Origin of the sequence: Methanosarcina acetivorans C2A, assembly GCF_000007345.1 — an archaeon.
Lineage (GTDB): Archaea > Halobacteriota > Methanosarcinia > Methanosarcinales > Methanosarcinaceae > Methanosarcina > Methanosarcina acetivorans.
The window spans coordinates 3,896,254-3,920,549 of record NC_003552.1 but is presented as its reverse complement, the minus strand read 5'-3'; the positions used below and the strand labels follow the sequence as shown (position 1 = coordinate 3,920,549).

Here is a 24,296-nt window from a genome sequence, read left to right as displayed (position 1 = left end):
GATCAACCAGTCTGACAGGCCAGATGCTTCTACAAATAAAATAATATCTTTCCAGAAAAGGAATAAGACCTAAAGGGAAGGGGTTTAATCTTCATGGTAAAACGAACAATTATAAAAATTGATGAGGAAAAATGCACAGGCTGCGGAAAATGTGTCGCACCCTGTGCTGAAGGTGCTATTCAAATCATTAACGGCAAAGCAAAAGTCGTATCCGAAGAACTCTGCGACGGTATGGGCTTCTGTATAGGGGTCTGCCCCGAAGGTGCCCTTTCCATTGAAGAAAGGCACACAGTCGAATTTAACAGGGAAAAAACCGAAGCCCAGCCTAAAAAGAAAGACATCTCAATTCGCTGCTTCCAATGCGGAGCCGGAGAAGACACCCACTACCTCCTTCCCCTCAGACACAAAATGGAGAGTATCTGGGTCTGTACTCGCTGTTTGCCCAGATTGATCCACGGTTAATTTCCATCCTTTACCAAAAATTCGTCCTCCTGAGTGAAGTGAAAAGGCTGCGTACTGTTGAGATTACATCGCAACTCCCATGAAATCCCCGATTTCCTGCGATTCCGAGGCGCAATTCGGGATGGAAAGCATCTGGGTCCGTACTCCCTGTCTTCCCTTCATCAGAATCATATAATTAAAATACGTTTTTCTTACGATATTTATAACAAGTATGTACTTTATTGGCTTTTATCGTCTATTGGAAGAGAAAATATAACTTTATCATCTAGTTAACATCGGGGCTAAATACACTAAGTATTTCAAAAGTGGGTAATTTACCAATCCCTCTTCCTCCACTCCCCGAACAGCAAGAAATTATCCGGCGTGTTGATGCCCTCTGTGCCTTTGCTGACTCGATTGAAGCAAAAGTTGCAGCGGCAAGAGAAAAAACAGAAAAACTCAGGTAGTCCATTCTTGCAAAGGCATTTTCCTGTCAACTTGTTTAGACAGAGGCTGAGATTGCAAGAAGGAAGGGAGGGATTATGAGACGGCAGAGGTTTTGATTGAGAGGATAAAGAGGGAAAAAGGTGAGAATAAACAATAATTATTACATTTTAGAGATCAATATCTTTTCTGTTTTATCCCGAAATTATTTCGCGCTAAATATGTCGGTTGTAATCCCTTATCTTTTGTGAAACTTAATGGAAAAAAGATACGTTGGATCATTGCTCAAAAATCGAAAGGTGAATCTACCTCGACGATAGCTGAGATCCAGGGGATCTCAGCCCGTCGAGTTCAGCAGATCTACAAAGAATACGTTGAAACTGGTCAGCTTCCTCAAGTTGGCATTAATCTTGGAAGACCAAAGAACCCCTTATCCTCCTCTGATCAGGAATTGATTGACCAAACTTACTCTGATTATAAGTTTGGAGCCTGTTACCTTGAGATTCTCATCGAAGGCAAATATAATCGTAAGATATCTCATAACAGAATCCATAACTACCTACTTAGCATGGACCTTGCCAAGGAAAACCGAAAAAAGAAACAGAGAAGAAAATGGTGTAGATACGAACGCGAACACAGCATGTCTGCTGCACACATCGATTGGCATGAGAATCCCCTGTTAGGACTGCAAGTCTGTGCCATTCTTGATGATTCATCAAGAATGATAATTGCAGGTGGAGAGTACGTTCATTGCAACACGGAGAACACCATTAAAGTGATTGATGAACTTGTCAAAGAGTACTGGGACATATACCCTTTAAGAGAGCTCATTATGGATCATGGAAGTGAATTCGGGGCTCACAGGATTAATAAGGATGGTTCATGGGATAGTGACTTTAAAAGATGCATTGAAGAACTTGGAATCAAACCAATACTTGCAAGGGTAAGACATCCTCAGACAAACGGAAAAATAGAGAAATGGTTCGATACATATCAAAGGTTTAGAGGAGAGTTTGAATCATTTGAAGAATTCGTACAGTGGTATAACAAGAGGCCACATGGAGCTTTGAAACTTGAACAGTTAGAATCGCCACAGGAAGCATTCTGGAATAGATTACCAGTTGAGGCAAAGTTCAGAATAGGAGTGAGATTGTTTGGGTGGTGAAAACATGGACAAGAGGAAAAAAGTTTCAAAACGAAATTATTTCAGGACAAAACAGATCAATATCTTTTCTTTTGGAGATATATATGATAAATATCGACGTTGAAAGAGAAGTTGTTGCGGAAGTCGAGAAATCTATCTTATGTAAAAATTATGAAGATATTTGCTATGAGATTGGTAAATTCATTGAGAATATTACAAGTGATATTTATATGATAATACTAACTCTCAGCCAAAGAATGCAAAGATTGCAATTGATTTTTTAATCAACAAAGAAATTATTTCACGTCCCTTAGGTTTCAAGCTACATGTTGTTCGTGAGTTAAGAAATGTAGTGGTACATAATTTGCCGTACAAAATTACGTTAATAGATGCAAGAGCATCTGTCGATACTCTTAACCAAACAATAGAATGGTTACATCAAGGATATTTAGCTCAGAAATGGTATATGATTGTTAAACGATTTGATGAAGCTGAAAAACTGCTTCTTTCAGACAATTCTAACTCTGATGAGAATCAAATACATCCTAATATTAATAATGCGATTATAATGGTTTATAGTGCATTGGAGGAAGCTTTGAGTCTAAAGAAAATAAGTCTCAACTTGCAGAGCAATGATTGTGAGAATGTTTTTTCCAATGTAGAGTTACTAGCAGCGCACGGAATAAACGTTAGGAGCAATGCTTGGGAAAAATTGACAAGTATGAGAAATCGTATGGTTCATGGAACCAATTTAGGAAATACTAATACTAAAATTGAATCTCTAAACTTCTTGTTACCAGATTTACGAACTGTTCTAAAAATGCTCAATCCATTAGATTTAGAAATAGAAGAGATAAGTTACGCTAAAGTTTCTATTGACGTAGTATAAAAATCGTAATATCAATTTAATTTCATTGGTCATCGGTTAAGGATTTATTTCCTTCTCTTGTTACTCTTTTTTGAGTCCAATCTATCACTTTTTATTCAAACCATTCTTCTCTGAACCTTTCTCTGTTTACATGTGTATCTACCCAGAGTCGGGACAAGGGAGAAAAAGATTTGGAACTTTGAATCGTCATATTGGATATAAGGGGTGAAGTTGAGAATATCTTCAATAATTTTTTTCTCTAGCCAACCCCTTCAGATGAGGAAAAATTCTGTTGCTGCTTTTTGAATTCAAGCTCTTTTTCTTTTTTATTTTTCGGGAAAGATCGGCCTCCTTCGTCGGCCGGTGAGAACGCCGGTACCCCAACTCAAAAATCGTCTATCCTTATTTAAACAAGAAAAATGCGTAGGTGTGGTTCTTAAGGCCACTATCAGAATAGAAAAGCCCGCAATTTTAAAAATCAAAAATATTCTTTTGCTTCTCATCTTTCTTCTTTAAGTAGAAAATTCCTATAATCATCCAGGTTTTGAAACGGAAGTGAGTTCCCATTACAAAATAGAGGTCTCTTTCCTGCATGGAATCAAAAAATTTATACCTGATCTTTTCTTCTATGGATGCCGGATCTGTGTCTATCCGCATAACATTTCTTGCAAGCTCGTTAAGTTCCCAGTCGAGCAGAATAATCTGATGTCCTTTGCAGGCAGGATCATTTTTGCACCTGAAATGATATCTCAGTTCGACAGGCATTTTGACTTTTTCTCTTTTCTCGACCAGATAATCGCCCATCAAGTTGAAGTACTGCTGCTTGTCGTATATTTCAGTGCTATTTATGTCGATCTTTACGTCTAAAAGTTCAGGCTTTACTACTCCAAGACTTGCATTTTCTTCAGTTAGTTTTTCTATTGAACTTACTTTCGACCGGAGTAAATTTCTTAGCTCTTCGTCCTCAACAGGGGAATGCAGGTTCTTGTAACGGATTTGCTTTCTGCTTTCTCTTCTTTGATCGTTGTCCGGTTCTGTCAGGACAACTTCTATCCGGTCTTTCTTCTTAAAATTGATTAACTTTTCCCCATAGCTAAATTCGAAAGGATAAACTCTCCTGAATTCTCCCTCCTCATTTATTCCGGCAACACATACAAGATATCCATGCTTTTTACTTTCCTCTGGTGTAGCCCTCACCAGAACTACGATTTTCTCGGTTTCCTGTCTCAATCAGGAATACCTCCAAAAAATAAAACAATAGTTTACATGGCTTTTATGTGTTTCAGATATTTAAAACTTCCACATTTTCTTTCTGAACTATATTTCTTGCAATAACTCCACGATGGCACATGTTTACATCGGCTTCGAAACACATTAGAGCAACACGGTGGCTTCGGCTTAATTCCGCAATATTATCTAAAAGCCTGGGATTGTCTTTTATTGTCGTTTTTTCGTATTCTTCAAAGAGTTTTTCGTAATCTTTGAGTGTGCGAAGGTCTTTTCTTTTTTCCCCTTTTATACCAAGTTCGGGGATGTGGAGATATCGAATCTCCGAGTTTTCGAGATAATTTTTAAGGCTATTTTTTGTGAAATCGAATTTCATGCTGAAAGGATTTTTCCTGACATCAACAAGAACATCTATGGAATTCTGAATTAAAATATTAAGGAAAAGGTCAATGTCTCTTCCTTCGTAACCGATAGTGAAAAGGCCAGGCTCTTGTATTATCACTTCCTGGCAGGGGAGAAGTTTACTTTTTATCGTATAATCAGGAAACTTTCGGTATACGTATTCCATAATTTCTTTTTCAGAATTAAATTTCTTCACAACTCTATTTATCTTCAAAGTTGCTTTTGGATCAATCCCTTTTAAAGCTATTTTCCCTTTTTCGATTAATTCAAACTTTTTTTCTTTTTCGATAATATAACCTTCTTTTTGTAACCTGGAAATATCAGTATAATAAGCGTTGGAAAAAGGGCCGTAGTGGTGAGGGAAAAAATGATAGAATTTAATTAATCTGTCTATTTTTTCTACTTGAGATGACAAAAAAAGACTCTTCACTATCATGAGTCTCGAAGATAAGTCCCTCTCATGGAGTTTGTCTATGGTGTAAAGAAGAGCTCTTTGTCTATGATTCAGATTTTTCATTCAATTACCATCTATCAAGTGTGTTTATGTTCAAAATATTTCCGTTTAGCGATTTTACATGATTTCTTAAATGGCATATCTTTATGAGCTTTGATAGGACGAATTTAAAATTACTTTATTTATTAAATAGGATTCTACTGGAACTATAAATCTTTACATTGGGATTAAATTTTAGAATGTTCAACAGGATTTAATGTCCATATCATTGATCATATTGAATAATCATTCATCATATTGAATTCACCCTCAAGCAGCCAGTACCACAAAGGCACATACCTTATCTTCTTCCCGTCAACGACCTCCTCGTCAAAAAGATCTGATGTGATAATCGTCCCTTCTTTCATTTTAAAGTTCTTCATCCCGGCCAGTAGTCCGTTCACTTCGCGTTCTTTTGTTTTCGGGTCGGAAAAATCCGAGCAGACCTGCATCAATCGGGAGGGCTCAAGTCCTTTCTTTGTTACAAAATCGACCTCAAGGCCCTTCCGGTCCTGCCAGTAGTAGATCTCGTTTCCGGAACGTAAGAGCTGGATGAAGACGAGGTTCTCGTATAATCTCCCGGTATCGGAGGATAGCTTGAAGGAAACGGCATTGATCATGCCTGTATCGATACAATATAATTTCCTGGGTTTGTTTATCTGTTGTTTTAGGGATTCATCGTAATGGTTGACGCTGAAGAGCAGGAGTGCATCCTCAAGGTATGCAATGTAATTGATTATCGCATCCGTGCTGAGGGAAGAGTAATTGGCAAACAGCCTTCGGAGAGAGTTATAGGTGTGCGGTTTTGCGATGTTCGATATGCAGAATAGCGCCAGGTCCTTGAATATCAGGGGATTGCGTATTCCGTGCCTTGAAATAATATCCCGGTAGATGATGTCGTCAAAGTATGACTGCAATGTTTCCCGATGCTGCACCGACGGATAGACTATGGTCTCGGGAAATCCTCCTTTTTCCAGGTATTCGTTGAATCTGCGTTTGACAACTGGCCTGTCTTCCGAGTAAGGGAGTGTTTTCACATCAAAGGTTATCGAATGATAATCCAGGAGTTCCGCAAAACTGAAAGGGAACATCCTGGTGCTCAGATGTCTGCCTGTTAATAAGGTGGAAATTTCCTGTGAAAGCAGGGATGCATTCGAGCCGCTTATTACTAACTTCACATTCTGTTTTCTATCGTAGATGCCTTTAACCCATCGTTCCCATGAAGGGAAGTTCTGGATTTCGTCAAGGAAAAGATACAAACGGTCTTCTGCGGATACCTCCTGAATTTCCCTGAAAGCTTCTACCAGTAGCTGCAGTTCGTCCCCATTTAACGGCTGCAAGCGGTCATCATCAAGGTTCAGGTACAATATATTGCTCTTTGGCACGCCCCTCTCAAGCAGTTCTGATATCAGTTGATACATATAGTATGTTTTGCCGCATCTCCTCACACCCACTATGTCATTTATGTGCGGAGCATCGATGTTCGCCTCATAGCTACGCTTCTGCAATGGTGGTAATGCTCTTCCCTGCCATTCGATAATGGCACTTTTCAGTTTCTCCCTTGTCTCCACAAAGAATAATCAGGAATTTCTTATTTATATACTTATCTAGTATAATCGATAAAATTTATTAATTTTGTCGTGTATAGACGATAAATTTATGAGATTACATTTTAGATGTAAGTAGCGACAGCTAAACAGGAAATAAAAATTGTTGGCTTCATAAAGTAAATCAATAAATTTCATAGCAAAAATGCAGGACGTTTCGTTTCTATAGGCAAGAGGAAGAGTCGGCCAGTGTTCTTATATAATCAAAATTGAGCTGTACACCATGCTGCAATTTTCGTCGTGTTTTAAACCTCCTTAAAGTACAGAAAACATTATACTGTGCAAGTAAAAATTTAATTCAATATATAGTCAAGTTTATGAAGTAAGCTATTTTTGAGAAAGTTATTGGAAAATACAATCCCATAAACTGGTCAAGGGGAATAAATTTTGGGTTTAGCAAACCTTAATATTAATAATATGCAATCTAATTAACAATAATTATACAAAAATTGGGGTTAGCTATATGGGAGAACATGAAGAGTTAATCGAAAAAATGAGTGAGAAGCTGGGTTTTACCCCGCAGATTCTGGAAACCCTTGGGGAATTGGACCCGGAGTTCCTGCACAAATACAAGAGATGTGACCACAAACTGCTTTCAGATGGGGCCCTGCCTGCAAAGGTCAAGATCATGATAGCTCTTGCAGTCGTTGCATCCAAACAGTGTGAAAGGTGTACTGTAGTACAGATGCAGAGTGCCCTCAAGAACGGCGCTACCAAAGAGGAAATAATGGAAGTTATGGATGTCATATTCATAACCTCGGGTGCGCCTGCCGTAGCAGCCTGCAGAGATGCCCTTAAATTGCTCAAATAAAGTCGAAATTCAGGTAAATTTTTCAGGTCACGAATATTTTTTCTGGTACTTTCCAATACCAGAAACCTTTTTTGCATTAAATATCGGTATTTTTCAGGTATCACCCTGCAGATTTTCGAAACTGCTTTAAGAGATTAAAGCCCAAATTTCGGCATGCCGAATGAAAGGTTCCTGCAGGATGTCGGTCTTAATGCCTATGAAGCAGCTGTCTATCTTTCTTTGTTGAAACTGGGTGTTTCAGAGGCAAGCGCCATCTATAGGGATGCGGAGGTGCCCTATGGAAAAATCTACTCCGTCCTTGAGTCCCTGGCCGGGAAAGGGTTTGTGGAAGTCCAGGCTTCAAGGCCAAAAAAATATCGGGCAGTAGATCCTGAGATCTCTCTTGACGCTATTTTTGAACGGAGAAAAGCAGAAGTTGAAAGGGAGATCGCGGTTTTGAAAGGCTCTATCGAAGAAGCAAAGCAGGTCCTGAAAGCTATCCCCAATCAAAAAAGAAAGGATGAAATCTTCTGGACGACCGCTATCACCGAATCCGAAATCAAAAAATTTGCCGTATCCGTTTATAGTGAAGTAAAAAAATCGGTCTGCATCATTCCTCCAGTCTTCGGAGTCTACATTGTTTTCCACGCGCTTCCGGAAATAACAAAGGCTATTGACAGGGGAGTCCATATTCGGTTGCTGGCTTCCCCGCGTTTCAAAGCTCTTACTTCCATACTCTCCAATCAGGAAGAAGAAGTTCTTGAAAAAATGAAAAAAAGCCTTGATATCAGGCTGGTCCAGAATTTTTATTCCTGTTTCGGAATAGTTGACGACACCATAGTTGTCCTTTTCCAGCCCCATCCCATAGACCGGGATCGTGTCCTTTCAGTCGTAAAAATCCGGGACACCGGGTTTGCAAAAAACCTCAAAGAAGAATTTGAACTCCTCTGGAACACAGGAGAAAAGCTTGACCTTCAAGAAGAACTGGAAAGAACAGAAAACCCGGGAAGTTTTTATCTCAGAAAAAGTCCTTTTGAAATAAATTAACTTAGATTGCTCAAATTAGCCCTCTTTAACGAAACTAATTGTTAAAACCCTAAATTAGTCCGCTTGAGCGAGCAAAGCGAGTGAAACGGACAGCGCACTGTAGAGCCGCAACTCTGCTGGCCCAGCTATGCCATCAAAACTTTTTATTACCTTCCCTCCAATTAAGCTTCAGATGATCATAGGTGTAATGGGGCCGGAAGGCTCGTATTCGGAAAGGGCTGCAAAGCTGTGGATTCAGAAAAATAGCTTGAAGGATGCCGAGTTTCGGTATTTTGGAGACATAGAGGATGCTTTCCTGGCTGCAGTTAAAGGAAACGCAGACGTCTCTGTAATTCCTGTGGAAAACTCCATAGAAGGTTCCGTAGGAGTTACCCTCGACCTCCTACTTGAAAATGAGGCTGTTATTATCGGGGAAATTGTTGTTAAAATCGAGCACTGCCTGCTCTCTAAAGGCGGGCCTGATAAGATCCGGGTCATTCTTTCCCATCCTCAGGGGCTTGCCCAGTGCAGGCATTTCCTGAAAAGGCATTTTCCTGAAGCGGAACTCAGGAGCACGGGCAGCACTTCCCACGCGGCCAGGCTGGCAGGGGAATTTGAGGAAATGGCAGCAATAGCGTCCCCAGAGGCAGCAGAGCGTTACGGGCTCAAAATCCTGCTCTCAAATATCCAGGACAGAAAGGAAAACCACACCCGTTTTATTATTATCCGGGCAGGGCAAAAGACTTCATCGGAGCAGACCATGGACGCCGCGGGTGTTGAAGGCAAATCTATCCCTGAGCCCTGCCGGAGGGAAGAGCCTGAGTTCCATCCCGAAACCTCAAGGGAAAAGGTCAGCCATTCGGCCTGTAAGACATCTCTTATCGTATACCTGGAAAAAGACCGCCCTGGGGCATTATACGAACTTCTGGGAGCTTTTGCAAAAAGGGGAATCAACCTTACTAAAATCGAGTCGAGGCCTTCCAAAAAGGAACTTGGAGATTACTACTTCTACATCGACTTCGAAGGCTGTACAAGCGATGCACTTATAAAAGGTGCCTTAGAAGATATAAAATCAAAAGCTGGTACAAAGTCAAAAGCGAATACTCTAAAAGTACTGGGTTCCTATCCTGCCTTCAGGAATTTCGTATAAGCAGAAGCCTGCAGGTTCGGAAAAAGGCTTTCGGGTTCAGAAAAGAATTCCGGGTTCAGAACATTCAGAATGTAGTTCTTACATGGGTGTATTTCCGGTAAGAGCATACGGAAGGAACTTGCGAAGCGACTTACAGGAGGACGTACAGAAAGAATTTGCAGCTGGAACGTGTATCTTTATATAGTACCTTTATATAGTATCTTTCTATAATATCTCCCTATAGTATCTTTATCTGTCTTTGTGCATCTTTATATAACATTCTTAAGAATAATTACACCGGGATCTCCGGTTGCAGAAGGGAGCGGGATGGCTCTGGAGCTTGAAAAAATCATAAACAAACACGAATCGGTTCTGAAAAAATATAGAGGGCTCTATGCTTTTGCAGACCTGCTTGCAACGTTTCTGGTTCTCTATGCCCTTTTTGTGCTCTTCAACATGAGAGATATATTTTTAATGTTCCCCGCTTTCGAGCCCTATACCGGTTCCAAATATAGTATTCTTGGTTCTGAAATTGTCTTTGAGACACTGGGGCTGATTGTTCTTTCCTTTGCCCTCTCGCTTATTCTCACGGCAGTCAGGTATTACAGGGCTGAAAAGAAAGATGCCATTACCCTGATTGAAGAAAAGTATCCTGTACTCAGGGAGAGGATGAGGACAGCCTATGACAACCGGGATATGGATAATATAATCGTCCGCGACCTTATAGGCAGTGTCGTAATCGATTCTAAGCCTGTGCAGTCTTCTGCTTTCCTTAACAGGAAAAAGCTTGCAAAAGATGTCCTGCTAACCGTGTTCGCTGTTGCGGTTCTGGCATATGTCGTCCATACCGGGTATCAGTCAACTATCAGTCCTACCGACCTGGATGAAGTAATCGATAACATTCCCTTTCCGGGTGGTTCGGACCTTGTTTCCCTGGAGGAAAACGGCGGGACGTCGGGAGAACAGCAGAGCAATGAAGATCTTCTTGGAGAGCCGGCCGTTATCATAATTGAAGGCACGGAAGTGGACTTGCAGATCCCTCCTGGTGCAGGGGAGGGTTTTACGAGCCAGGAAGAAGGGGAAGAGAGGAGCAACGAATCATTCATTCAGTCGGATATCTACAACCCGGAAGCCATTGCTTCTCAGTCTTATTATGAGAACCTGCCCGAAGGGTACAGGAGTGTCATCCAGACTTACTTTGAACAACTTGCAGAAGAATAATATGAAAAATTTACACTACGATCATGAAACATTTATATCAAAATTGATATCAAGATTGTAAAATATTCATATTAAGTTGGACTTAGCCATATTCGGTTTAATCGAAGGTTATTGAGCACAGTTTTGGAAATTACAGGATTTAATTACAGGCTGTATTAGACTTACAGACTATATTTGGAACAACAGGCTGTTTTGAATGACATTCTGTTGCAGAAACGGATAATGTTAGCAGGAAAGGGCATCGGAACCCGTGAAAAACAGCGATTCAAAGGGTGTATCAAATATGACTGAGGACAATATCGATTCAGGGCAGGCCGGCACGACCTACCAGAACGCGGGCAGGATTTTTAAAAGTTTCTTTGAAGAAATAGGGAATGTCATAGTGGGCCAGAACAGGGTAGTAGAACAGATTATAATTTCAATTCTCTGTGAAGGGCATGCCCTCGTGGAAAGCAACCCCGGGCTTGGAAAGACCCTTATGATCTCCACGATTGCAAAGGCGATGAACCTGAAGTTCAGCAGAATTCAGTGTACCCCTGACCTGATGCCCTCTGACATCACAGGAACCAACGTGATTGAAGAGAAGGGCGACAAAAAAGAATTCAGGTTTGAACCCGGGCCTGTTTTTGCAAACATCGTGCTTGCAGATGAGATCAACCGTGCATCCCCCAAAACCCAGTCCGCCCTGCTCGAAGCCATGCAGGAAAAACAGGTAACGGTCGGAAACGATACTTTTCTGCTTGACCGCCCCTTCTTTATCCTTGCTACCCAGAACCCAATTGAAATGGAAGGTACATACCCTCTTCCCGAAGCCCAGCTGGACCGTTTCCTCTTAAAGATCCTTGTAGACTATCCCTCCTTTGAAGAGGAAATGGAGATCATCAACCGTTATACAAAGTCCGAAACCCCACAGATCACAAGGGGCCTGGAAAAGTCTACACTTCTTGATTTACAGAAGCTTACCCGGCAGGTTCCGATCTCTGAAGAACTCCAGCAGCGCGTCCTTTCTATTGTGTCAATGACCCGCAAAGATAAGGAACACATCGAATACGGGGCATCTCCCCGTGCATCCATCGGCCTTATCCTTGCAGCAAAGGCAAGAGCCCTGATCCAGGGCAGGAACTTCGTGAGTAAGGAGGACATCGATTACATGGCTTACCCGGTTCTCCGCCACAGACTGATCCTGACTTTCGAAGCCGAAAGAAGCGGAATGACCCCGGATGAAGCCGTTGAGGAAATTCTAAAAAAGGTCAAATGAAAAGAGTAGCGATTCGACAAGTAGATTCGATAAATGAAATCCGAAAGGCCTGTAACCGGGCAGGTCCTGAGGACTGAGTTGTGTGAAATGTAATATGAGGTTAAAATCCCCCTGAGGTTAAAACCTTACCAGGCTTTTCAGGTTCGGCAGAACCGGGCTTTTCAGTTGAAGATCAGGAATGACTCGCACAAATCAAAAAATCGAAACGGATTTTTTCAGGCAGCTTGACCGCTTTACCTTTTCGGTCCGGAAAAGGGTATCGACGGTCTATGCCGGGAACCGTCCATCAACCCGAAGCGGACACGGTATCGATACTATCGGGTTCAGGGAGTATGACTCAAGCGACGCTTTGAAAGATGTAGATTGGAAGGCTTATGCGAGGACTGAAAAGCTCTATGTGAGGCAGTTTGAGGAAGAAAAGACACTTACAACCCACATCCTTCTGGACGCCAGCAAAAGCATGGACTACCCCGAAAAGGGGACCTCGAAGTTTGAGTATTCTGCCATGCTTGCTGCAGGTTTTGCTTACATGGTAACAAAATATAACGACAGGTTTGCCATATCCACTTTTACGGAAGAAATTGATATCAATAGACCCCGCAGAGGCAGGAAGAACCTTATGCGGACAATCGACAGGCTCAGCGCACTTGAACTCTCAGGGGGCACTTCCATAAGTGAAGCCGTTATGAAGTACAGCCAGGTGATCAAGTCAAGGTCTCTTGTAATCCTTATTTCCGACTTCATGCAGGACCCGAAGGCAATAGAAACAGCTCTGTACAGGCTCTCCGACCATGACCTTATCGTTATACAGGTGCTTGACCCCACGGAAAAAGTACTCCCCCTCCAGGGAAATAGCAAGCTTATAGACCTTGAAACAGGGGAAGATATAAGGACATATATCAGTGAAAAGTTCAAGGAACGCTATACTCAGAAGCTGGACGACCACACTGCAAGTATTAAAAAAACCTGCATGAAGGTCGGAGCCGAGTTTTACACCTTCACAACCGACACCCCTATCTTTAATGCTTTTTACCATACGATCAGGAGAAGGAGACGCTGAAAAATGCCTTTTGAAAACCCCCTTGCTCTTGCCGCCCTCCTGAGTATCATTCCGCTTATAATCATTTACATGCTCCGCCCGAAACCAGCGGTGCTTTCGATTCCCTCCCTGATGTTTGTCCTCAAACTTGAAAGGGAACGAAAAAGGGTTTATGCTTCGCTTACGAAAATTGTGCGAGATCCCCTTTTCCTGATCCAGCTCCTTATGCTGATCCTGCTCTCCATCGGGGCTGCAGGCTATTATTACACCTCAAACGAGCCTCTCAGTGGAGAGCATACGGTGCTCATCCTTGATACTTCGGCAAGCATGCAGGTTGAGTCCCGTTTTGAGGATGCGGTCGAAATTGCTGAAGGCTATGTGAGTAAGAAGAACAGCATAATCCTTGCTTCCAGCACTCCCCTGCTTACCCTTGAGGGTGAAAGCGCGTCAGCTGCCGGAGAAATCCTCGGAAAAGTTAAACCGGGAGCCAGCACTGCCGACCTCTCTGCGGCCATTTCCACAGGTATGCGCCTCCTCGCTGATGAAGGGGGCAGGATCATTGTTATATCGGATTTTACAAACTGGAACGGAGACGACCCCGTAGCTTCCAAGAACCTGGCGGAGTCCTACGGGCTTGAGGTCAATTTCGTAAAGGTCGGAAAACCGGCGGATAATATAGGAATTATTAACGGCTGGATTGAAGCCACGGACGGGGAATACAGCTACACAGGCGTGGTCAAGAACTACGAAAGTGAAAGTGCAAATATTGAGATTGGGACCGGGAGAGGAATTTCGGGAAACACTTCAAAGTCTTTCACTCTCTCTGTTCCTGCAGGCGGTACGAACCAGTTCACACTGGAAAACCTGAACCCCGGAATTACCACGATCAGTCTCAATGTTAAAGACGACCTGTCCGTTGACAATAAGGCTTACATCTCAATTCCGGATACCTCCGGGCAGCAGATCCTCTATGTCACGGATAACGGAAAGCTGCCTTCTAAAACAGCGCTTTCCCTGCTCCCCAACAGTGACCTGAAAATCCGGGATTCCTTGCCAGCTTCTCTTGACAACTATACGCTTGTCGTGCTTGCCCAGAAAGAAACTCCGATTGCCAACGGTTCGGTGGATAATATTGAAAATTACGTGCGAAACGGAGGAAATGCGGTTTTCATTGCAAGCGAAGCCCTTGAACCCAATAAAACCGAGGTCGACCTTGTTAAGCTCCTGCCTGTAAAACCTCTCGGAGTTGAGGTAGCAGAAGACGGGCTCGAGGTTGAAGAAGTCCTTCAGAGCAGCATCACGGAAGACGTGAAGACCGACGAGATCTCTGTCCGCAAATACCTGAACGCAACTGAAAGGACGGGTTCCACAACCCTCGTAGCCACGGAAGACGGGATTCCTATGCTCAGCTACTGGCAGGTAGGGAAAGGCACTATCTTCTATATGGGTCTTAACGACGAGCTCGGGGAAGGAGCCTGGAACAATTTCCACAACCTGCCTGAGTACCCGGTGTTCTGGATAAAACTCGTTGAATGGCTCGGAGGCATAGGGGACATTTCGGAATATAACCTTGAAACCGGAACCCTGACTTCCCTGGCAAAGACCGAAGAAGTCCAGACGCCGTCAAAAACCCTGACAACAAGCCGTTTGCTCTTTGACGAGGTGGGGATATACAGGGTTTCGGACAAGGAGATTGCAGTTAACCTCTATGATGACCGGGAATCGAATACTACAATAGACGCCTCGGAACTTATCAGCCGGGCAGTCGAAAAAGACGGCTCAAGGCTTGTCCGGTCTGACACCTATATCGCAAAAAACGATATTACCAACTACCTTATAGGAGTCATGTTCCTGCTTATGCTGCTCGAGATTCTGATCGTCCGCGGGAGGGGTGAACTGTGAACATAGCCCTTGAGAGCCCTGAGATGCTCCTTCTCATTATTCCCGTAATTATTGCGGGTTTTTATCTCCTGCGGAAGACAAAAACAAAACTTGTGGAATGGAGAATGCTTGTTGCTTTCCTCCTTGTCCTTGCCCTGGCTGCCCCCTATACAACGGTTACCCAGACCATCAATGAAGAAGATCCTTCACTTGTGCTTGTCCAGGACATGACCACAAGTATGGGCCTTTTCCCCGAAGACACAGGGACAGGCCTGTATGAAGCCCTTACTGCTGATACTCCTACCACTCTCGTGCAGCTGACCGGGGAGAAGACCTCGCTCGGGGATGCCGTGGTCCAGTATTCCGGGCTTGGCAATCAGATCGTGCTTGTTACCGATGGAAACAATAATGCAGGAAAGGATCTTACGGAAGCTCTGAGGTTTGCAAAGGACGCAAACACTCCTGTCTATCTTGTCCAGCCCGAGCTTGAGACAAACGACCTCAGCGTCGAGATGCTCGGGGACAAGACAGTGGTCGTGGACAACCAGAACGAGTTTGATATCGTCGTCCGCCAGGCTTCGGAACAGAGTGTCAGTTATTTCCTTGAAGTTTATGTGGACGGGGAAATTTCTCAGAGCAGGCAGTTCTCTCAGGATACCCGGAATAATACCATTTCGATTAATCAGGCTTTTACCACGCTCGGCGCCCACAATCTGAGTGTAAAGATTACTCCGTCCGACGAGGACTTCAATAAATCAAATAACGAGTTTTACAAGTCTCTTTACGTAATCCCCAAGCCAAAAATCACACTTGTTACCGCTGACTCCAGTTCTCCTCTCGCCAGTATTCTGAGAAACCTCTATGAGGTTTCGGTTGTAAATGACTATTCCGGAGCAGGGAATATTACGGAGAGTAAGGCTCTTGTGCTTGACAACCAGATCATAGGCAATTTTTCCGAGGCTGAGATGAAGGAAATCAAAAATTATGTCAGCAACGGGGGGGGGCTTATTGTCGTCGGAGGAGATAAGGCCTATAACTATGGAAAATACCTTAATTCCTCCCTGGAAGATGTCTTGCCTGTAATTTCAAAACCTTCCGAGTTTCAAGGGGGGAGAAATCTGGTCCTGGTCCTTGATATCTCTCCAAGCACGGCTGCTCACGGTACTCTGGGAGATATCCTGTCAAATGCCATCTCTATCCTCAGGAATGATAACCTGAAAGATGCAAACGTTGGAGTAATCGCATTCGGAAGTGTTGGATATGATGTTTCGGGCGGGTTTTTGTACATGGGGCTCCCGCAGAACCTTGCCCTTCTGGAAGATAAAATCTCGCAGCTGACCCCCAGCGAAGAGTCCGAAACCTCTCTGGACCAGGGGCTTGCTGTCACAAAGGAGATGCTGGAAGGCGAAGACGGTGAGCTTGATGCTATTATTATCTCCGACGGAGGGATTGAGGACTCGTATGACGCAAGCCTGGAGGCCGCAAAAGAACTGCAGGATATGGGTGTAAACCTGTATTTTGTCCATATCCGATCTTCAGCTCCTTCCCAGGCCGATCAGACCAGAACCCTTTATGCCGAGAAGCTGATGCAGGAACTGGGACTTCAAAACAACTATAAACATATCGATATGGGAGAGCGGGCAAACATCGAGTTTGAAGATACGGTTGTGACTCCTGAGGATGAAGAAGATGAACCGGAGGATCTCGGTACCTACCTGCTTCTTGAGTACTCCCCGGACCACTTCATCACGAAGAGTGTGAACCTTACCTCCACCAGTATCACAGGATATAACCAGGTTACTCCAAAAGCCGGAGCTGAACGTCTGGTCATTACGGTTACAGGGCAGCCTGTGCTCACCACCTGGCGCTTCGGGCTCGGGCGCGTTGCAGCCTTTTCCACGGATAACGGAGACGGAGCTACTCGCTGGGCTTCGGCTGTTTACAACGGGTCAAACAGCAGACTTATTTCAGGCATGGCTAACTGGGCAATTGCAAATCCCCAGGCCGAAGAAGGAGCTGTAGTTGAAGCTCTGGATACATGGCTTGGTACCCCTTCCGACCTCACCCTGATAATGTACGATGAAGGAATCCCGCAGCTCAAACTGGACGGAACCCAGATTGACCTTGCTCTTACGGGCAGGAACACTTATGAAGCAAGTGTAAATCCGGATGAAATAGGAATTCACAATATTTCCGGTTACCCGCTAGCTGTAAACTACCCGCTTGAGTACCGTGACGTCGGGCTTAATAATGATATCAACCCCCTTATTCTTGCAACCGGAGGGGAAATTTATACTGAAAAGGAAGCAAGAGCCTTTCTCCTGAAGGACGCAAGGCAGAATTCCGAAAGGGAAGCAACCGAGCCAGTGAGCCTGAAAGTTTATGTGCTTCTTGCAGCCCTTGTCCTTTACCTCGGAGAAGTCCTGGTCAGGCGTATAAGGGAGATGAGAAGGCTTAAGCAGGCCCAGGGTGAAACCGGAGCAGAAGAGGCAGCCTAATTGTCTGCCTCCTTTTTCTCTTTAGGAATTTCACTTGCTTCTTTTACTGCGTTTTTGTTATCCTTCTATTTTTTTCGCTGGCTATTTTTTCAACTTCATTTTCTCTTTTCTGACCGCCTACCTATAGGTTTTTGATTTTTTTAGTTCAAATGTTGTTTTCTGGCTCTAAGTTTGGTTTCTAACCTGCACAATCATATTCACTATACCGAGTCGTTCCTGTCCCGCTCGACGCAGGAGAGCGGTCTTTCCTGTGAAAATGAAGAAAAATATCGAATAAAAACGCAGAATAAAGTAGGGAAATTAGCTAGAACTGCCGTAATAACAAACAAAATGGAATTGCTTTACCTGAAAAATAACCTTTCAAAATCTCCTCTTTCACAAGTTTCTTCTGTCTTTTTCTGCCTTCCTCTTCGTCTTCGTTTTGGAAACGGCCGCCAGAAAAGCTGGCGGGGATGTCTGATATTTCCCCGGAATTCAAATACGGTTTCCGGGGTCAATAAAAACATTTCTCCAACCGGCAACTGGCTACAATATTTTGTGGCGCAGTGAATATTGAAAAATACTTTTTTGTGTCCCGGGACGGATCAACCGATTGAAAGGGCATCTTTTTTCGATTTGCATTATAAATAAACCAATAGAAAGAGGGTTATCTGCCCGAAAAAGCCGGAAAAAATCGGGATTACGAGGTTATCGTCTATCTGGTTTACTGCGGTTTCCGTAAGAGTTGCAAAAAAGGCCATGACGAGAGCTACAAAAGGATCTCCGACTATTACGAGTCCGATCAGCAGGTCAATAATGAATTCGGAAGCTGAGCCTTCGAGGGATTTATCATTTTTGAAGATTTGTTTGAAAATTCTTTTTTTTCCGTAGAATTTACCTATGAGGGCTGCAGCCAGATCTCCGAAGGTGGTCATAAGAATTGCAGCGTAGGCGATTTCCTTGTTGAAGAGGGAAATTGCTGCAATTGCGCCCAGGGCAAAGTAGATGTGCCCTCCGCAGCTATCGGCTTCGTGTTCCCTGTACATCATATAGAAAAAGGGAATTTTCATGCCCTGCTCGAGCCGGAAGTATTCAAGGATAAGGACGGTTACAAGGAAAAGCATGAGCACCCAGAGGATCGCCTCTTTTCCGTAAAATTCGTAGATAAGTACTATCAGGACTGAGACCAGATGTACACTTTTTCTGAGGACTTCAAAGATGACGTCTCTGGAAGGCATAGCATAAGTTTTGTGAGAATTGAATATAAATTTATACTGGTCTGCAGGTTTTCTTTCTGGATTTCCTCTGCTGTAGATATGTTTTGCCCCGTTCAGGAGCTTTTCAGGCGCTGCGTCGGGGCTCGGCAGTGTCTCCTATCCATTTTTGTACTATTTCGGTATCCTTGATCACTTTCAGGCTCATGAGCCCACCTACTAAAAGGTTCAGGTGGTAGGTCAGGGCTCTCCAGGCAAGCACGGTAATTCCCAGAATGGACGAATCTACAAAAATAGAGAAGATGGATGCTGCTCCCAGTTCGGCAACTCCGCTTGCACCGGGAGTTGCGGGTATTATCATTATAACAGCCAGGAGTACCTGGGCTGCAAAGGCGGTGATGATTGACGGTGTCCTCGAAAGGCCCATCAGGATCAGAATGAGCAGTGAAAAGTCTACGATCCAGAAAATAAAAGTATAGACGATTCCCCAGAGGAGCCCTTTTCTTCCTTCCGAAAAGAAGACCCGGACACTGTCGTGAAAATGGTCTATTTCCCCGTCGATCTGTTCCATGAGGTGTAAAACTGCAGCATCGGTCTTTTTACCTATGTAAGGGGCAAGCCGGTCTGTCAGCTTACGCATTAAGTATTTTACTTTTTCGGGTCTCCAGACCCCATAAACAAAGCAGAAGAGGAGTACAAAGACCAGGGAATTTGCTACTAAAAAAGCTGCGTCAAATTCATAATTCGAAACAATATCCCCAAGGACATAAAGGGCAAAAGGAAGGCAGGAAAAGATAAATATGGCATCAAGCAGGCGTTCTCCTACAACGATTGCTGTAGCTCTGCCCAGAGGAATTTTGTTCCTGTTCAGGCTGTGTACTCTCAAAAACTCCCCTCCTGCGGAAGAAGGCGTAATTCCTGCCACAAAACTGCTTGAGATGACTATCTCTGTCACCTTCAGGATACCTATCCTGTGCCCCAGGGCTTTGCAGAGAACCCGGGTCCGCAGTCCCCAGATTACGTATGAAAAGATGTGAAGGAGGGCAGCTACCAGAATGTACTCCAGCCTGATCCTTTTCAGGGCTTCAACGGTCTCCGAGTCAAAAGTCAGATATGTAACCAGAGCAATTGATACTGCGCTAATTACCAGCGACCCGAAGAGCCATTTTTTATACCTGGTCATTTAAATCTCTGAATTTTTTTATTTATTGGGTGCGTTTGTTCTATTTAAGGAAACCCCTTTATCCAATATATAATGAACGGCACAAGAAAAGTTTGATAGGTCGGATTAAACTGTTTTTGCATACAAAATCAATCGTTTTAAAGAGTTTCCCGGTCCTTATAAGATCTTCACTTATTCTTAACAGATATGTGCGCCTATTAAACGGCTTTGGGATAATACCCGGAAAAAACCCTGCTGAGAGCCGTGAAGGCTTAGAATTCATTAAGTCAGAGAACCCGAAAAGAATCACTAAAGCAAAAATTAGGATCCTCATGATAAATTAGGATCCTCATGATAAATTAGGATCCTCATGAACAATCAGGATTCTCATGAAAAATTAGGATTCTCACGAAAAATTAGGATTCTCACGAAAAATTAGGATTCTCATGAAAAATTAGGATTCTCATGAAAAATACGGTTCTTCACTGAAAAAAAATTCAGACCTCATTGAAAATTCGGATTGGCGTTGAAAACTCAATTTTTATAGGAAACCCGTATTTCCAGGTCATGAATTTCTTTTATTTGAGTCCGGATAAAGCCGGAACATTCATTTTGACCGGGAGTTATGCGTTTGACCTGGAATACGAGTTTCGATTTAATCTTCCATATGCAGATTTTTGGCTCTTCGCTATTTTATACGGGCAAAGCTTTTTTAACCCTTTTCAGGAGCCTTCATACGTAGTATCATAAGCTGGGTTGACGACAGTTTCCTTTATGCTGGAATTCTTTTCGATCACAACTTCGGGCCAGATCTTTATCCCCGAATGTATGGTCGAATTGTCCCCTATCACGACTTTATGCCCGATTACTGTCCCATTCTCAAGGTTGCACTCTTCTCCTACAGCTGTTTCATCTGCAACTACAGCTCCGGAGATGTTGGAGTTTTTACCTATGGATACCCCATCAAAAAGGTAAGAAGAAAGAATCTTTGCATTATTTTCGATAGTGCAGTTTGCCCCTATCACACTGTAAGGCCCGATAAGGACGCTATCGCCGATTACGGTGTTTTCCCCTATGACAATGGGCCCGACGAGTGAAGAATTCGAACCTATTGATACGTTGTTTCCTATGGAGAGGGGGCCTCGTATTCTTGCGTTTCTTGTTGTGAAGTTTCCTTCGATTGTGGTTCCGGGAAGAGCATCAAGCATCCAGCGCTGGGCCTGCCTGTAAGCCGCCGAACTCCCTACATCAGTCCATTTTCCCCGGACAAGCATGCCGTTAATTTTCTTATCTGCTGCAAGCAGGGCAGGGAATAGGTCTTTTGCAAAATCATACTTTTTATTTTCAGGGATCCAGTTGAAGATTTCGGGGTCACAGATATAAATGCCTGTGCTTGCAAGATTACTGAAAATCTGGCCTGATTTGGGTTTCTCCAGAAAACGGTGGATTCGGTTATTTATATCCATATCGGCAATCCCGAATTCCCTCGGGTCGTCAATGGAAAGGAGGCCTATAGTTATCAGGGCGTCGTTTGCTTCGTGGAAGCGGTACATCTCCCTCAGGTCGAGGTTAAGGACGTGGTCTCCCCCAAGCACAATGAAAGGCTCGTTCTTCAAATACTTTTCAGCATTTTTTACCCCGCCGGCTGTCCCCAGCTTTTCTTTCTCATACACGTAATCGATGTGTACCCCAAACATATGCCCGTCTCCAAGCTGTTCTTCTATGCGTTCTCCCATATATCCGAGGGTCATGACTATCTCATTGAACCCTTCCCTTGAAAGGTGCTCTATCAGGTGCCGGACTGATGGTTTATTGAGAATCGGTATGCTCGGTTTCGGGTGCTTGAAGGTCAGCGGCCTGAGCCTTGTCCCTGCGCCTCCGCACATGATACATGCTTTCATATTTTCCCAAATGTTATTCATAAATATATGGTTAACGATCTGTTCTTCCGCTTTCAAGGTTATTGATAACGGTTATTCCTGAATAATATTTCCTATCTTCTACTTTTGTTTCAGGTTAATATCCTCTCGCCTTTCTACTTTATTTCAGGGTAACATCTTCTTTTCTTTCCACTTTTATCTCTTTCTCTCCCTCATACTCGGAGACGATGCCTTTTATGCTGATGACGTCTCCCTCATTGATCAGGTCATCCAGGACTTCAGCCCCTGCTGTATTCGGAATAAACACGCTCAGGACTTCGGAGTCAAAGTCCACTTCCAGAAGCAGGTGATCTCCGGTATAAGTAATTCTTTTGCTCAGGACTTCTGCTTCAAGAGACACTTTTTCCCCGACTCCGGACTCGTGGGTGTACTGCAGGACTTTTCCTCCTGAAGCCTGCCCAGCCCCAGATGTTTCCTGTCCGAAGAACATGTATGCTGTCGAAAGCGAGCACAATGCCATTACAAGCAGCACTACCACGACTTTCTCTTCCTTTTCCATCCCCAACTCCTTCAAATTTTGGTTTTTGAAATTAACTTTTAATGAATTTCATTAAAGATTAATTTATCTTCGGTTATGTTTGAAGGATCAGGTTAAGTTTGAAGGATCTGTTAAGTTTGAAGGATCTGTTAAGTTTGAAGGATCTGTTAGGTTTGAAGGATCTGTTAGGTTTGAAGGATCTGTTGAGTTTGAAGGATCAGGTTAAGTTTGAAGCTCCGGTAACAATGGAGACAAGTTTTATTTCCAGGATCAGGGTTTTGCCTGCAAGCTCATGGTTGAAGTCGAGGGTCGCGTAAGTTTCCGTAGAATCGAGTACTTTGACTTCCCTTCCCCCAGGAGTTATTATTTTTTCCCCCACTTCTGGAGGTTCCTTGAGTTCAAGCCTTGCAAGAGGAATTTTCTGAACCAGGTAATCCTTATATTCTCCGTAAGCCTCTTCAGGTGCGATTTTAAGGGTTTTTTCTTCTCCTTCGTGCATCCCAAGAACCCCCGCATCGATACCTCTTATCACCTGTCGGGCATCAGCCCTGAAAAAGAAAGGTCTGTATTCCTTTTCCTCAATGTAGATTCCGGCTTCAAGAGCTTTCTCTTTTAAGGTGGTATCGAAGACTGTTCCGTCCTCAAGCTTTCCGATGTAATCTATAAGGAGATAATCTCCCTTTTCCACGGTACGAGAGTTCTCCATTGTTCCTTCTCCTGTTATTTTTTTTCTTTGCTGTTTTGCCGGCAGTCTTCAGTCTTTTCCCGGCTGCCGGAGGGCTGATTCTTTTGCTGATTCTTTTTAATGAAATATAAGCCGGATTTTAAGCCGGTTTAACTTACTCATACTTTACTGTATTGAGATAAGCTTTATATCGAAAACAAGAGTCTTGCCTGCAAGTTCGTGGTTGAAATCCAGAGTAGCATGTGTCTCATTTACATCAATTACTTTGAACTTGCCATACGGGCTGGAGAATGTCTGCCCTATTTCAGGCGGTTCCGAAAGTCCCAGTCCATCAAGAGGGACTGCCAGGATCAGAGTTTCGTTGTACTCCCCGTAAGCTTCTTCAGGGGGGATAGTTACGGTTTTTTCTTCTCCTACTTCCATCCCGATTACCGCATTATCAAAACCTTCGATCACCTGGCCCGCACCTACTGTAAAGGTTAAGGGGACATAGTTTTTCTGTTCTGTGTATATGCCCGCCTCTTTTGCGGTTTCTTCTACAGAAGTATCGAAAACAGTACCGTTTTCAAACTTTCCAGTGTAGTCTACTTTAACGATGTTTCCGGTTTTTGCAACCTTTCCTTCTCCACTGTCTGCGCATCCGCTTCCGAAAAGGATGCTTCCAAAGAGCAAAATGCATATTATTAAAGTTTCCCCCCTCCCGGCCCTCATTTCTTATGCCTCCAATGATATGACTTTTATTTTGAATATCAGGGTCTTTCCAGCAAGCTCATGGTTGAAGTCCACTACGAAGTTTTCCTCGCCTACTTCAGTGACCTTTCCCCGAAGCCCGTTTTCCGTAGCAAGTTGCATCCCGGTTTCGGGAGTAAAATTGACTGCGTTTCGTGGGAGTTCCCTTACGTACTCTTCCATGTATTCTCCGTATGCTTCCTCTGGAGGGATTTCAAGAGTTTTTTCCTCTCCTACTTTCATTCCGACTACGCCCTCGTCAAAGCCTTTTATCATCTGCCCCGCTCCCACAGTGAACGTCAGAGGTTTGTAGTCCCTCATTTCGTTGTATATCCCTGCCTCGCTCGCTGCTTCTTTTTCCGATGTGTCGAAAACAGTGCCGTCTTCCAGTTTTCCAACATAATCAACGGAAATAGTATCTCCGTTTTCGATTGTTTTGTCTGGGTTTTTAATTGTCTCTTCAGTCATAACGATCAATATGACAAAATGTGAGCATGTTAGATAAACATACTGATAAAAAGAGCGTCAGAAACCGGTTAACTTGATTTCGGGCAATGGAAAACAAAGGAATCTTTAAACCTTATCTTTTAAGTTTTGATTCCGAATTTCAATTTCTCCAAGCTCTCTTTTTCAGCTTTTTC

The 24,296-nt window shown here is 43.4% G+C and carries 23 protein-coding genes; 13 read left to right on the top strand and 10 right to left on the bottom strand.

Annotated features, from left to right (window positions below; translation table 11 throughout):
* The first annotated feature begins 93 nt into the window (after window positions 1-93).
* The 5 genes from MA_RS16520 (at window position 94) to MA_RS16505 (ending at window position 2,918) form a co-directional block, all read left to right on the top strand.
* A complete protein-coding gene (locus MA_RS16520) occupies window positions 94-462 on the top strand; it encodes an ATP-binding protein (RefSeq protein ID WP_011023097.1) in 369 nt (122 codons plus the stop codon).
* Between the two features lie 305 nt (window positions 463-767).
* Window positions 768-908: a restriction endonuclease subunit S gene (locus MA_RS28880; RefSeq protein ID WP_011023096.1), complete on the top strand. Its 141-nt coding sequence runs from the start codon at window positions 768-770 to the stop codon at window positions 906-908.
* A gap of 224 nt (window positions 909-1,132) precedes the next feature.
* Window positions 1,133-2,050 carry an IS481-like element ISMac4 family transposase gene (locus MA_RS16515; RefSeq protein ID WP_011020628.1) on the top strand — a complete coding sequence of 306 codons (918 nt, stop codon included), beginning with the start codon at window positions 1,133-1,135 and terminating at the stop codon, window positions 2,048-2,050.
* Window positions 2,047-2,313, top strand: a complete 267-nt coding sequence (locus MA_RS16510; protein WP_048065622.1) for a hypothetical protein — start codon at window positions 2,047-2,049, stop codon at window positions 2,311-2,313. Before MA_RS16515 ends, MA_RS16510 begins: the two co-directional genes overlap by 4 nt.
* Window positions 2,314-2,393: 80 nt before the next feature.
* Window positions 2,394-2,918: a hypothetical protein gene (locus tag MA_RS16505; protein ID WP_048065621.1), complete on the top strand. Its 525-nt coding sequence runs from the start codon at window positions 2,394-2,396 to the stop codon at window positions 2,916-2,918.
* Between the two features lie 450 nt (window positions 2,919-3,368).
* On the opposite strand, the gene MA_RS16500 is transcribed toward MA_RS16505, so the two are convergent.
* The 3 genes from MA_RS16500 to MA_RS16490 all read right to left on the bottom strand — a co-directional run bounded on the left by MA_RS16500 (window position 3,369) and on the right by MA_RS16490 (window position 6,590).
* Window positions 3,369-4,127, bottom strand: a complete 759-nt coding sequence (locus MA_RS16500; RefSeq protein ID WP_011023093.1) for a hypothetical protein — start codon at window positions 4,125-4,127, stop codon at window positions 3,369-3,371.
* Window positions 4,128-4,179: 52 nt separating this feature from the next.
* Complete coding sequence (locus MA_RS16495; RefSeq protein ID WP_011023092.1) at window positions 4,180-5,043, bottom strand: DUF488 domain-containing protein; 864 nt, start codon at window positions 5,041-5,043, stop codon at window positions 4,180-4,182.
* Between the two features lie 209 nt (window positions 5,044-5,252).
* Entirely contained in the window at window positions 5,253-6,590 is a 1,338-nt protein-coding gene (locus MA_RS16490) for an ATP-binding protein (protein WP_011023091.1), read from the bottom strand.
* Between the two features lie 499 nt (window positions 6,591-7,089).
* On the opposite strand from MA_RS16490, the gene MA_RS16485 reads away from it, so the two are divergent.
* The 8 genes from MA_RS16485 (at window position 7,090) to MA_RS16450 (ending at window position 17,468) form a co-directional block, all read left to right on the top strand.
* Window positions 7,090-7,437 carry a carboxymuconolactone decarboxylase family protein gene (locus tag MA_RS16485; protein ID WP_011023090.1) on the top strand — a complete coding sequence of 116 codons (348 nt, stop codon included), beginning with the start codon at window positions 7,090-7,092 and terminating at the stop codon, window positions 7,435-7,437.
* A gap of 153 nt (window positions 7,438-7,590) precedes the next feature.
* Window positions 7,591-8,463 (top strand): TrmB family transcriptional regulator, encoded by an 873-nt coding sequence (locus MA_RS16480; protein ID WP_011023089.1) that lies wholly within the window; start codon window positions 7,591-7,593, stop codon window positions 8,461-8,463.
* A gap of 172 nt (window positions 8,464-8,635) precedes the next feature.
* The gene (gene pheA / locus MA_RS16475; protein ID WP_048066451.1) at window positions 8,636-9,592 is read left to right on the top strand and encodes a prephenate dehydratase; all 957 of its coding nucleotides are present in this window, start codon (window positions 8,636-8,638) and stop codon (window positions 9,590-9,592) included.
* A gap of 306 nt (window positions 9,593-9,898) precedes the next feature.
* Window positions 9,899-10,792, top strand: coding sequence for a DUF7502 family protein (locus tag MA_RS16470; RefSeq protein ID WP_157860288.1), 894 nt, complete (start codon window positions 9,899-9,901; stop codon window positions 10,790-10,792).
* A gap of 283 nt (window positions 10,793-11,075) precedes the next feature.
* Window positions 11,076-12,050, top strand: coding sequence for an AAA family ATPase (locus MA_RS16465; RefSeq protein ID WP_011023086.1), 975 nt, complete (start codon window positions 11,076-11,078; stop codon window positions 12,048-12,050).
* Window positions 12,051-12,228: 178 nt separating this feature from the next.
* Window positions 12,229-13,110 carry a DUF58 domain-containing protein gene (locus MA_RS16460; protein WP_011023085.1) on the top strand — a complete coding sequence of 294 codons (882 nt, stop codon included), beginning with the start codon at window positions 12,229-12,231 and terminating at the stop codon, window positions 13,108-13,110.
* 3 nt (window positions 13,111-13,113) lie between these two features.
* A complete protein-coding gene (locus MA_RS16455; protein ID WP_011023084.1) occupies window positions 13,114-14,991 on the top strand; it encodes a vWA domain-containing protein in 1,878 nt (625 codons plus the stop codon).
* Window positions 14,988-17,468, top strand: a complete 2,481-nt coding sequence (locus MA_RS16450) for a VWA domain-containing protein (protein ID WP_011023083.1) — start codon at window positions 14,988-14,990, stop codon at window positions 17,466-17,468. Before MA_RS16455 ends, MA_RS16450 begins: the two co-directional genes overlap by 4 nt.
* 620 nt (window positions 17,469-18,088) lie before the next feature.
* On the opposite strand, the gene MA_RS16440 is transcribed toward MA_RS16450, so the two are convergent.
* The 7 genes from MA_RS16440 to MA_RS16410 all read right to left on the bottom strand — a co-directional run bounded on the left by MA_RS16440 (window position 18,089) and on the right by MA_RS16410 (window position 24,123).
* Window positions 18,089-18,685: a diacylglycerol/polyprenol kinase family protein gene (locus MA_RS16440; protein WP_011023081.1), complete on the bottom strand. Its 597-nt coding sequence runs from the start codon at window positions 18,683-18,685 to the stop codon at window positions 18,089-18,091.
* A gap of 103 nt (window positions 18,686-18,788) precedes the next feature.
* Window positions 18,789-19,844: a lysylphosphatidylglycerol synthase transmembrane domain-containing protein gene (locus tag MA_RS16435; RefSeq protein WP_011023080.1), complete on the bottom strand. Its 1,056-nt coding sequence runs from the start codon at window positions 19,842-19,844 to the stop codon at window positions 18,789-18,791.
* Between the two features lie 701 nt (window positions 19,845-20,545).
* A complete protein-coding gene (locus MA_RS16430; protein WP_011023078.1) occupies window positions 20,546-21,724 on the bottom strand; it encodes a nucleotidyltransferase family protein in 1,179 nt (392 codons plus the stop codon).
* A 139-nt stretch (window positions 21,725-21,863) separates the two neighbouring features.
* Window positions 21,864-22,262, bottom strand: coding sequence for an OB-fold nucleic acid binding domain-containing protein (locus MA_RS16425; RefSeq protein WP_048065620.1), 399 nt, complete (start codon window positions 22,260-22,262; stop codon window positions 21,864-21,866).
* 196 nt (window positions 22,263-22,458) lie between these two features.
* Entirely contained in the window at window positions 22,459-22,947 is a 489-nt protein-coding gene (locus MA_RS16420; protein ID WP_011023076.1) for an FKBP-type peptidyl-prolyl cis-trans isomerase, read from the bottom strand.
* A gap of 144 nt (window positions 22,948-23,091) precedes the next feature.
* Window positions 23,092-23,637, bottom strand: coding sequence for an FKBP-type peptidyl-prolyl cis-trans isomerase (locus MA_RS16415; RefSeq protein ID WP_011023075.1), 546 nt, complete (start codon window positions 23,635-23,637; stop codon window positions 23,092-23,094).
* A gap of 3 nt (window positions 23,638-23,640) precedes the next feature.
* Window positions 23,641-24,123 carry an FKBP-type peptidyl-prolyl cis-trans isomerase gene (locus MA_RS16410; protein WP_011023074.1) on the bottom strand — a complete coding sequence of 161 codons (483 nt, stop codon included), beginning with the start codon at window positions 24,121-24,123 and terminating at the stop codon, window positions 23,641-23,643.
* Window positions 24,124-24,296 lie beyond the last annotated feature (173 nt).

What these genes read in the sequence shown, in the direction of transcription:
- MA_RS16520 (WP_011023097.1), top strand. Translation starts at nt 94, where the DNA reads ATGGTAAAACGAACAATTATAAAAATTGATGAGGAAAAATGCACAGGC.
- MA_RS16495 (WP_011023092.1), bottom strand. Translation starts at nt 5,043, where the DNA reads ATGAAAAATCTGAATCATAGACAAAGAGCTCTTCTTTACACCATAGAC.
- MA_RS16485 (WP_011023090.1), top strand. Translation starts at nt 7,090, where the DNA reads ATGGGAGAACATGAAGAGTTAATCGAAAAAATGAGTGAGAAGCTGGGT.
- MA_RS16480 (WP_011023089.1), top strand. Translation starts at nt 7,591, where the DNA reads ATGCCGAATGAAAGGTTCCTGCAGGATGTCGGTCTTAATGCCTATGAA.
- pheA (WP_048066451.1), top strand. Translation starts at nt 8,636, where the DNA reads ATGATCATAGGTGTAATGGGGCCGGAAGGCTCGTATTCGGAAAGGGCT.
- MA_RS16470 (WP_157860288.1), top strand. Translation starts at nt 9,899, where the DNA reads ATGGCTCTGGAGCTTGAAAAAATCATAAACAAACACGAATCGGTTCTG.
- MA_RS16465 (WP_011023086.1), top strand. Translation starts at nt 11,076, where the DNA reads ATGACTGAGGACAATATCGATTCAGGGCAGGCCGGCACGACCTACCAG.
- MA_RS16460 (WP_011023085.1), top strand. Translation starts at nt 12,229, where the DNA reads ATGACTCGCACAAATCAAAAAATCGAAACGGATTTTTTCAGGCAGCTT.
- MA_RS16455 (WP_011023084.1), top strand. Translation starts at nt 13,114, where the DNA reads ATGCCTTTTGAAAACCCCCTTGCTCTTGCCGCCCTCCTGAGTATCATT.
- MA_RS16440 (WP_011023081.1), bottom strand. Translation starts at nt 18,685, where the DNA reads ATGCCTTCCAGAGACGTCATCTTTGAAGTCCTCAGAAAAAGTGTACAT.
- MA_RS16435 (WP_011023080.1), bottom strand. Translation starts at nt 19,844, where the DNA reads ATGACCAGGTATAAAAAATGGCTCTTCGGGTCGCTGGTAATTAGCGCA.
- MA_RS16430 (WP_011023078.1), bottom strand. Translation starts at nt 21,724, where the DNA reads ATGAAAGCATGTATCATGTGCGGAGGCGCAGGGACAAGGCTCAGGCCG.
- MA_RS16425 (WP_048065620.1), bottom strand. Translation starts at nt 22,262, where the DNA reads ATGGAAAAGGAAGAGAAAGTCGTGGTAGTGCTGCTTGTAATGGCATTG.
- MA_RS16420 (WP_011023076.1), bottom strand. Translation starts at nt 22,947, where the DNA reads ATGGAGAACTCTCGTACCGTGGAAAAGGGAGATTATCTCCTTATAGAT.
- MA_RS16415 (WP_011023075.1), bottom strand. Translation starts at nt 23,637, where the DNA reads ATGAGGGCCGGGAGGGGGGAAACTTTAATAATATGCATTTTGCTCTTT.
- MA_RS16410 (WP_011023074.1), bottom strand. Translation starts at nt 24,123, where the DNA reads ATGACTGAAGAGACAATTAAAAACCCAGACAAAACAATCGAAAACGGA.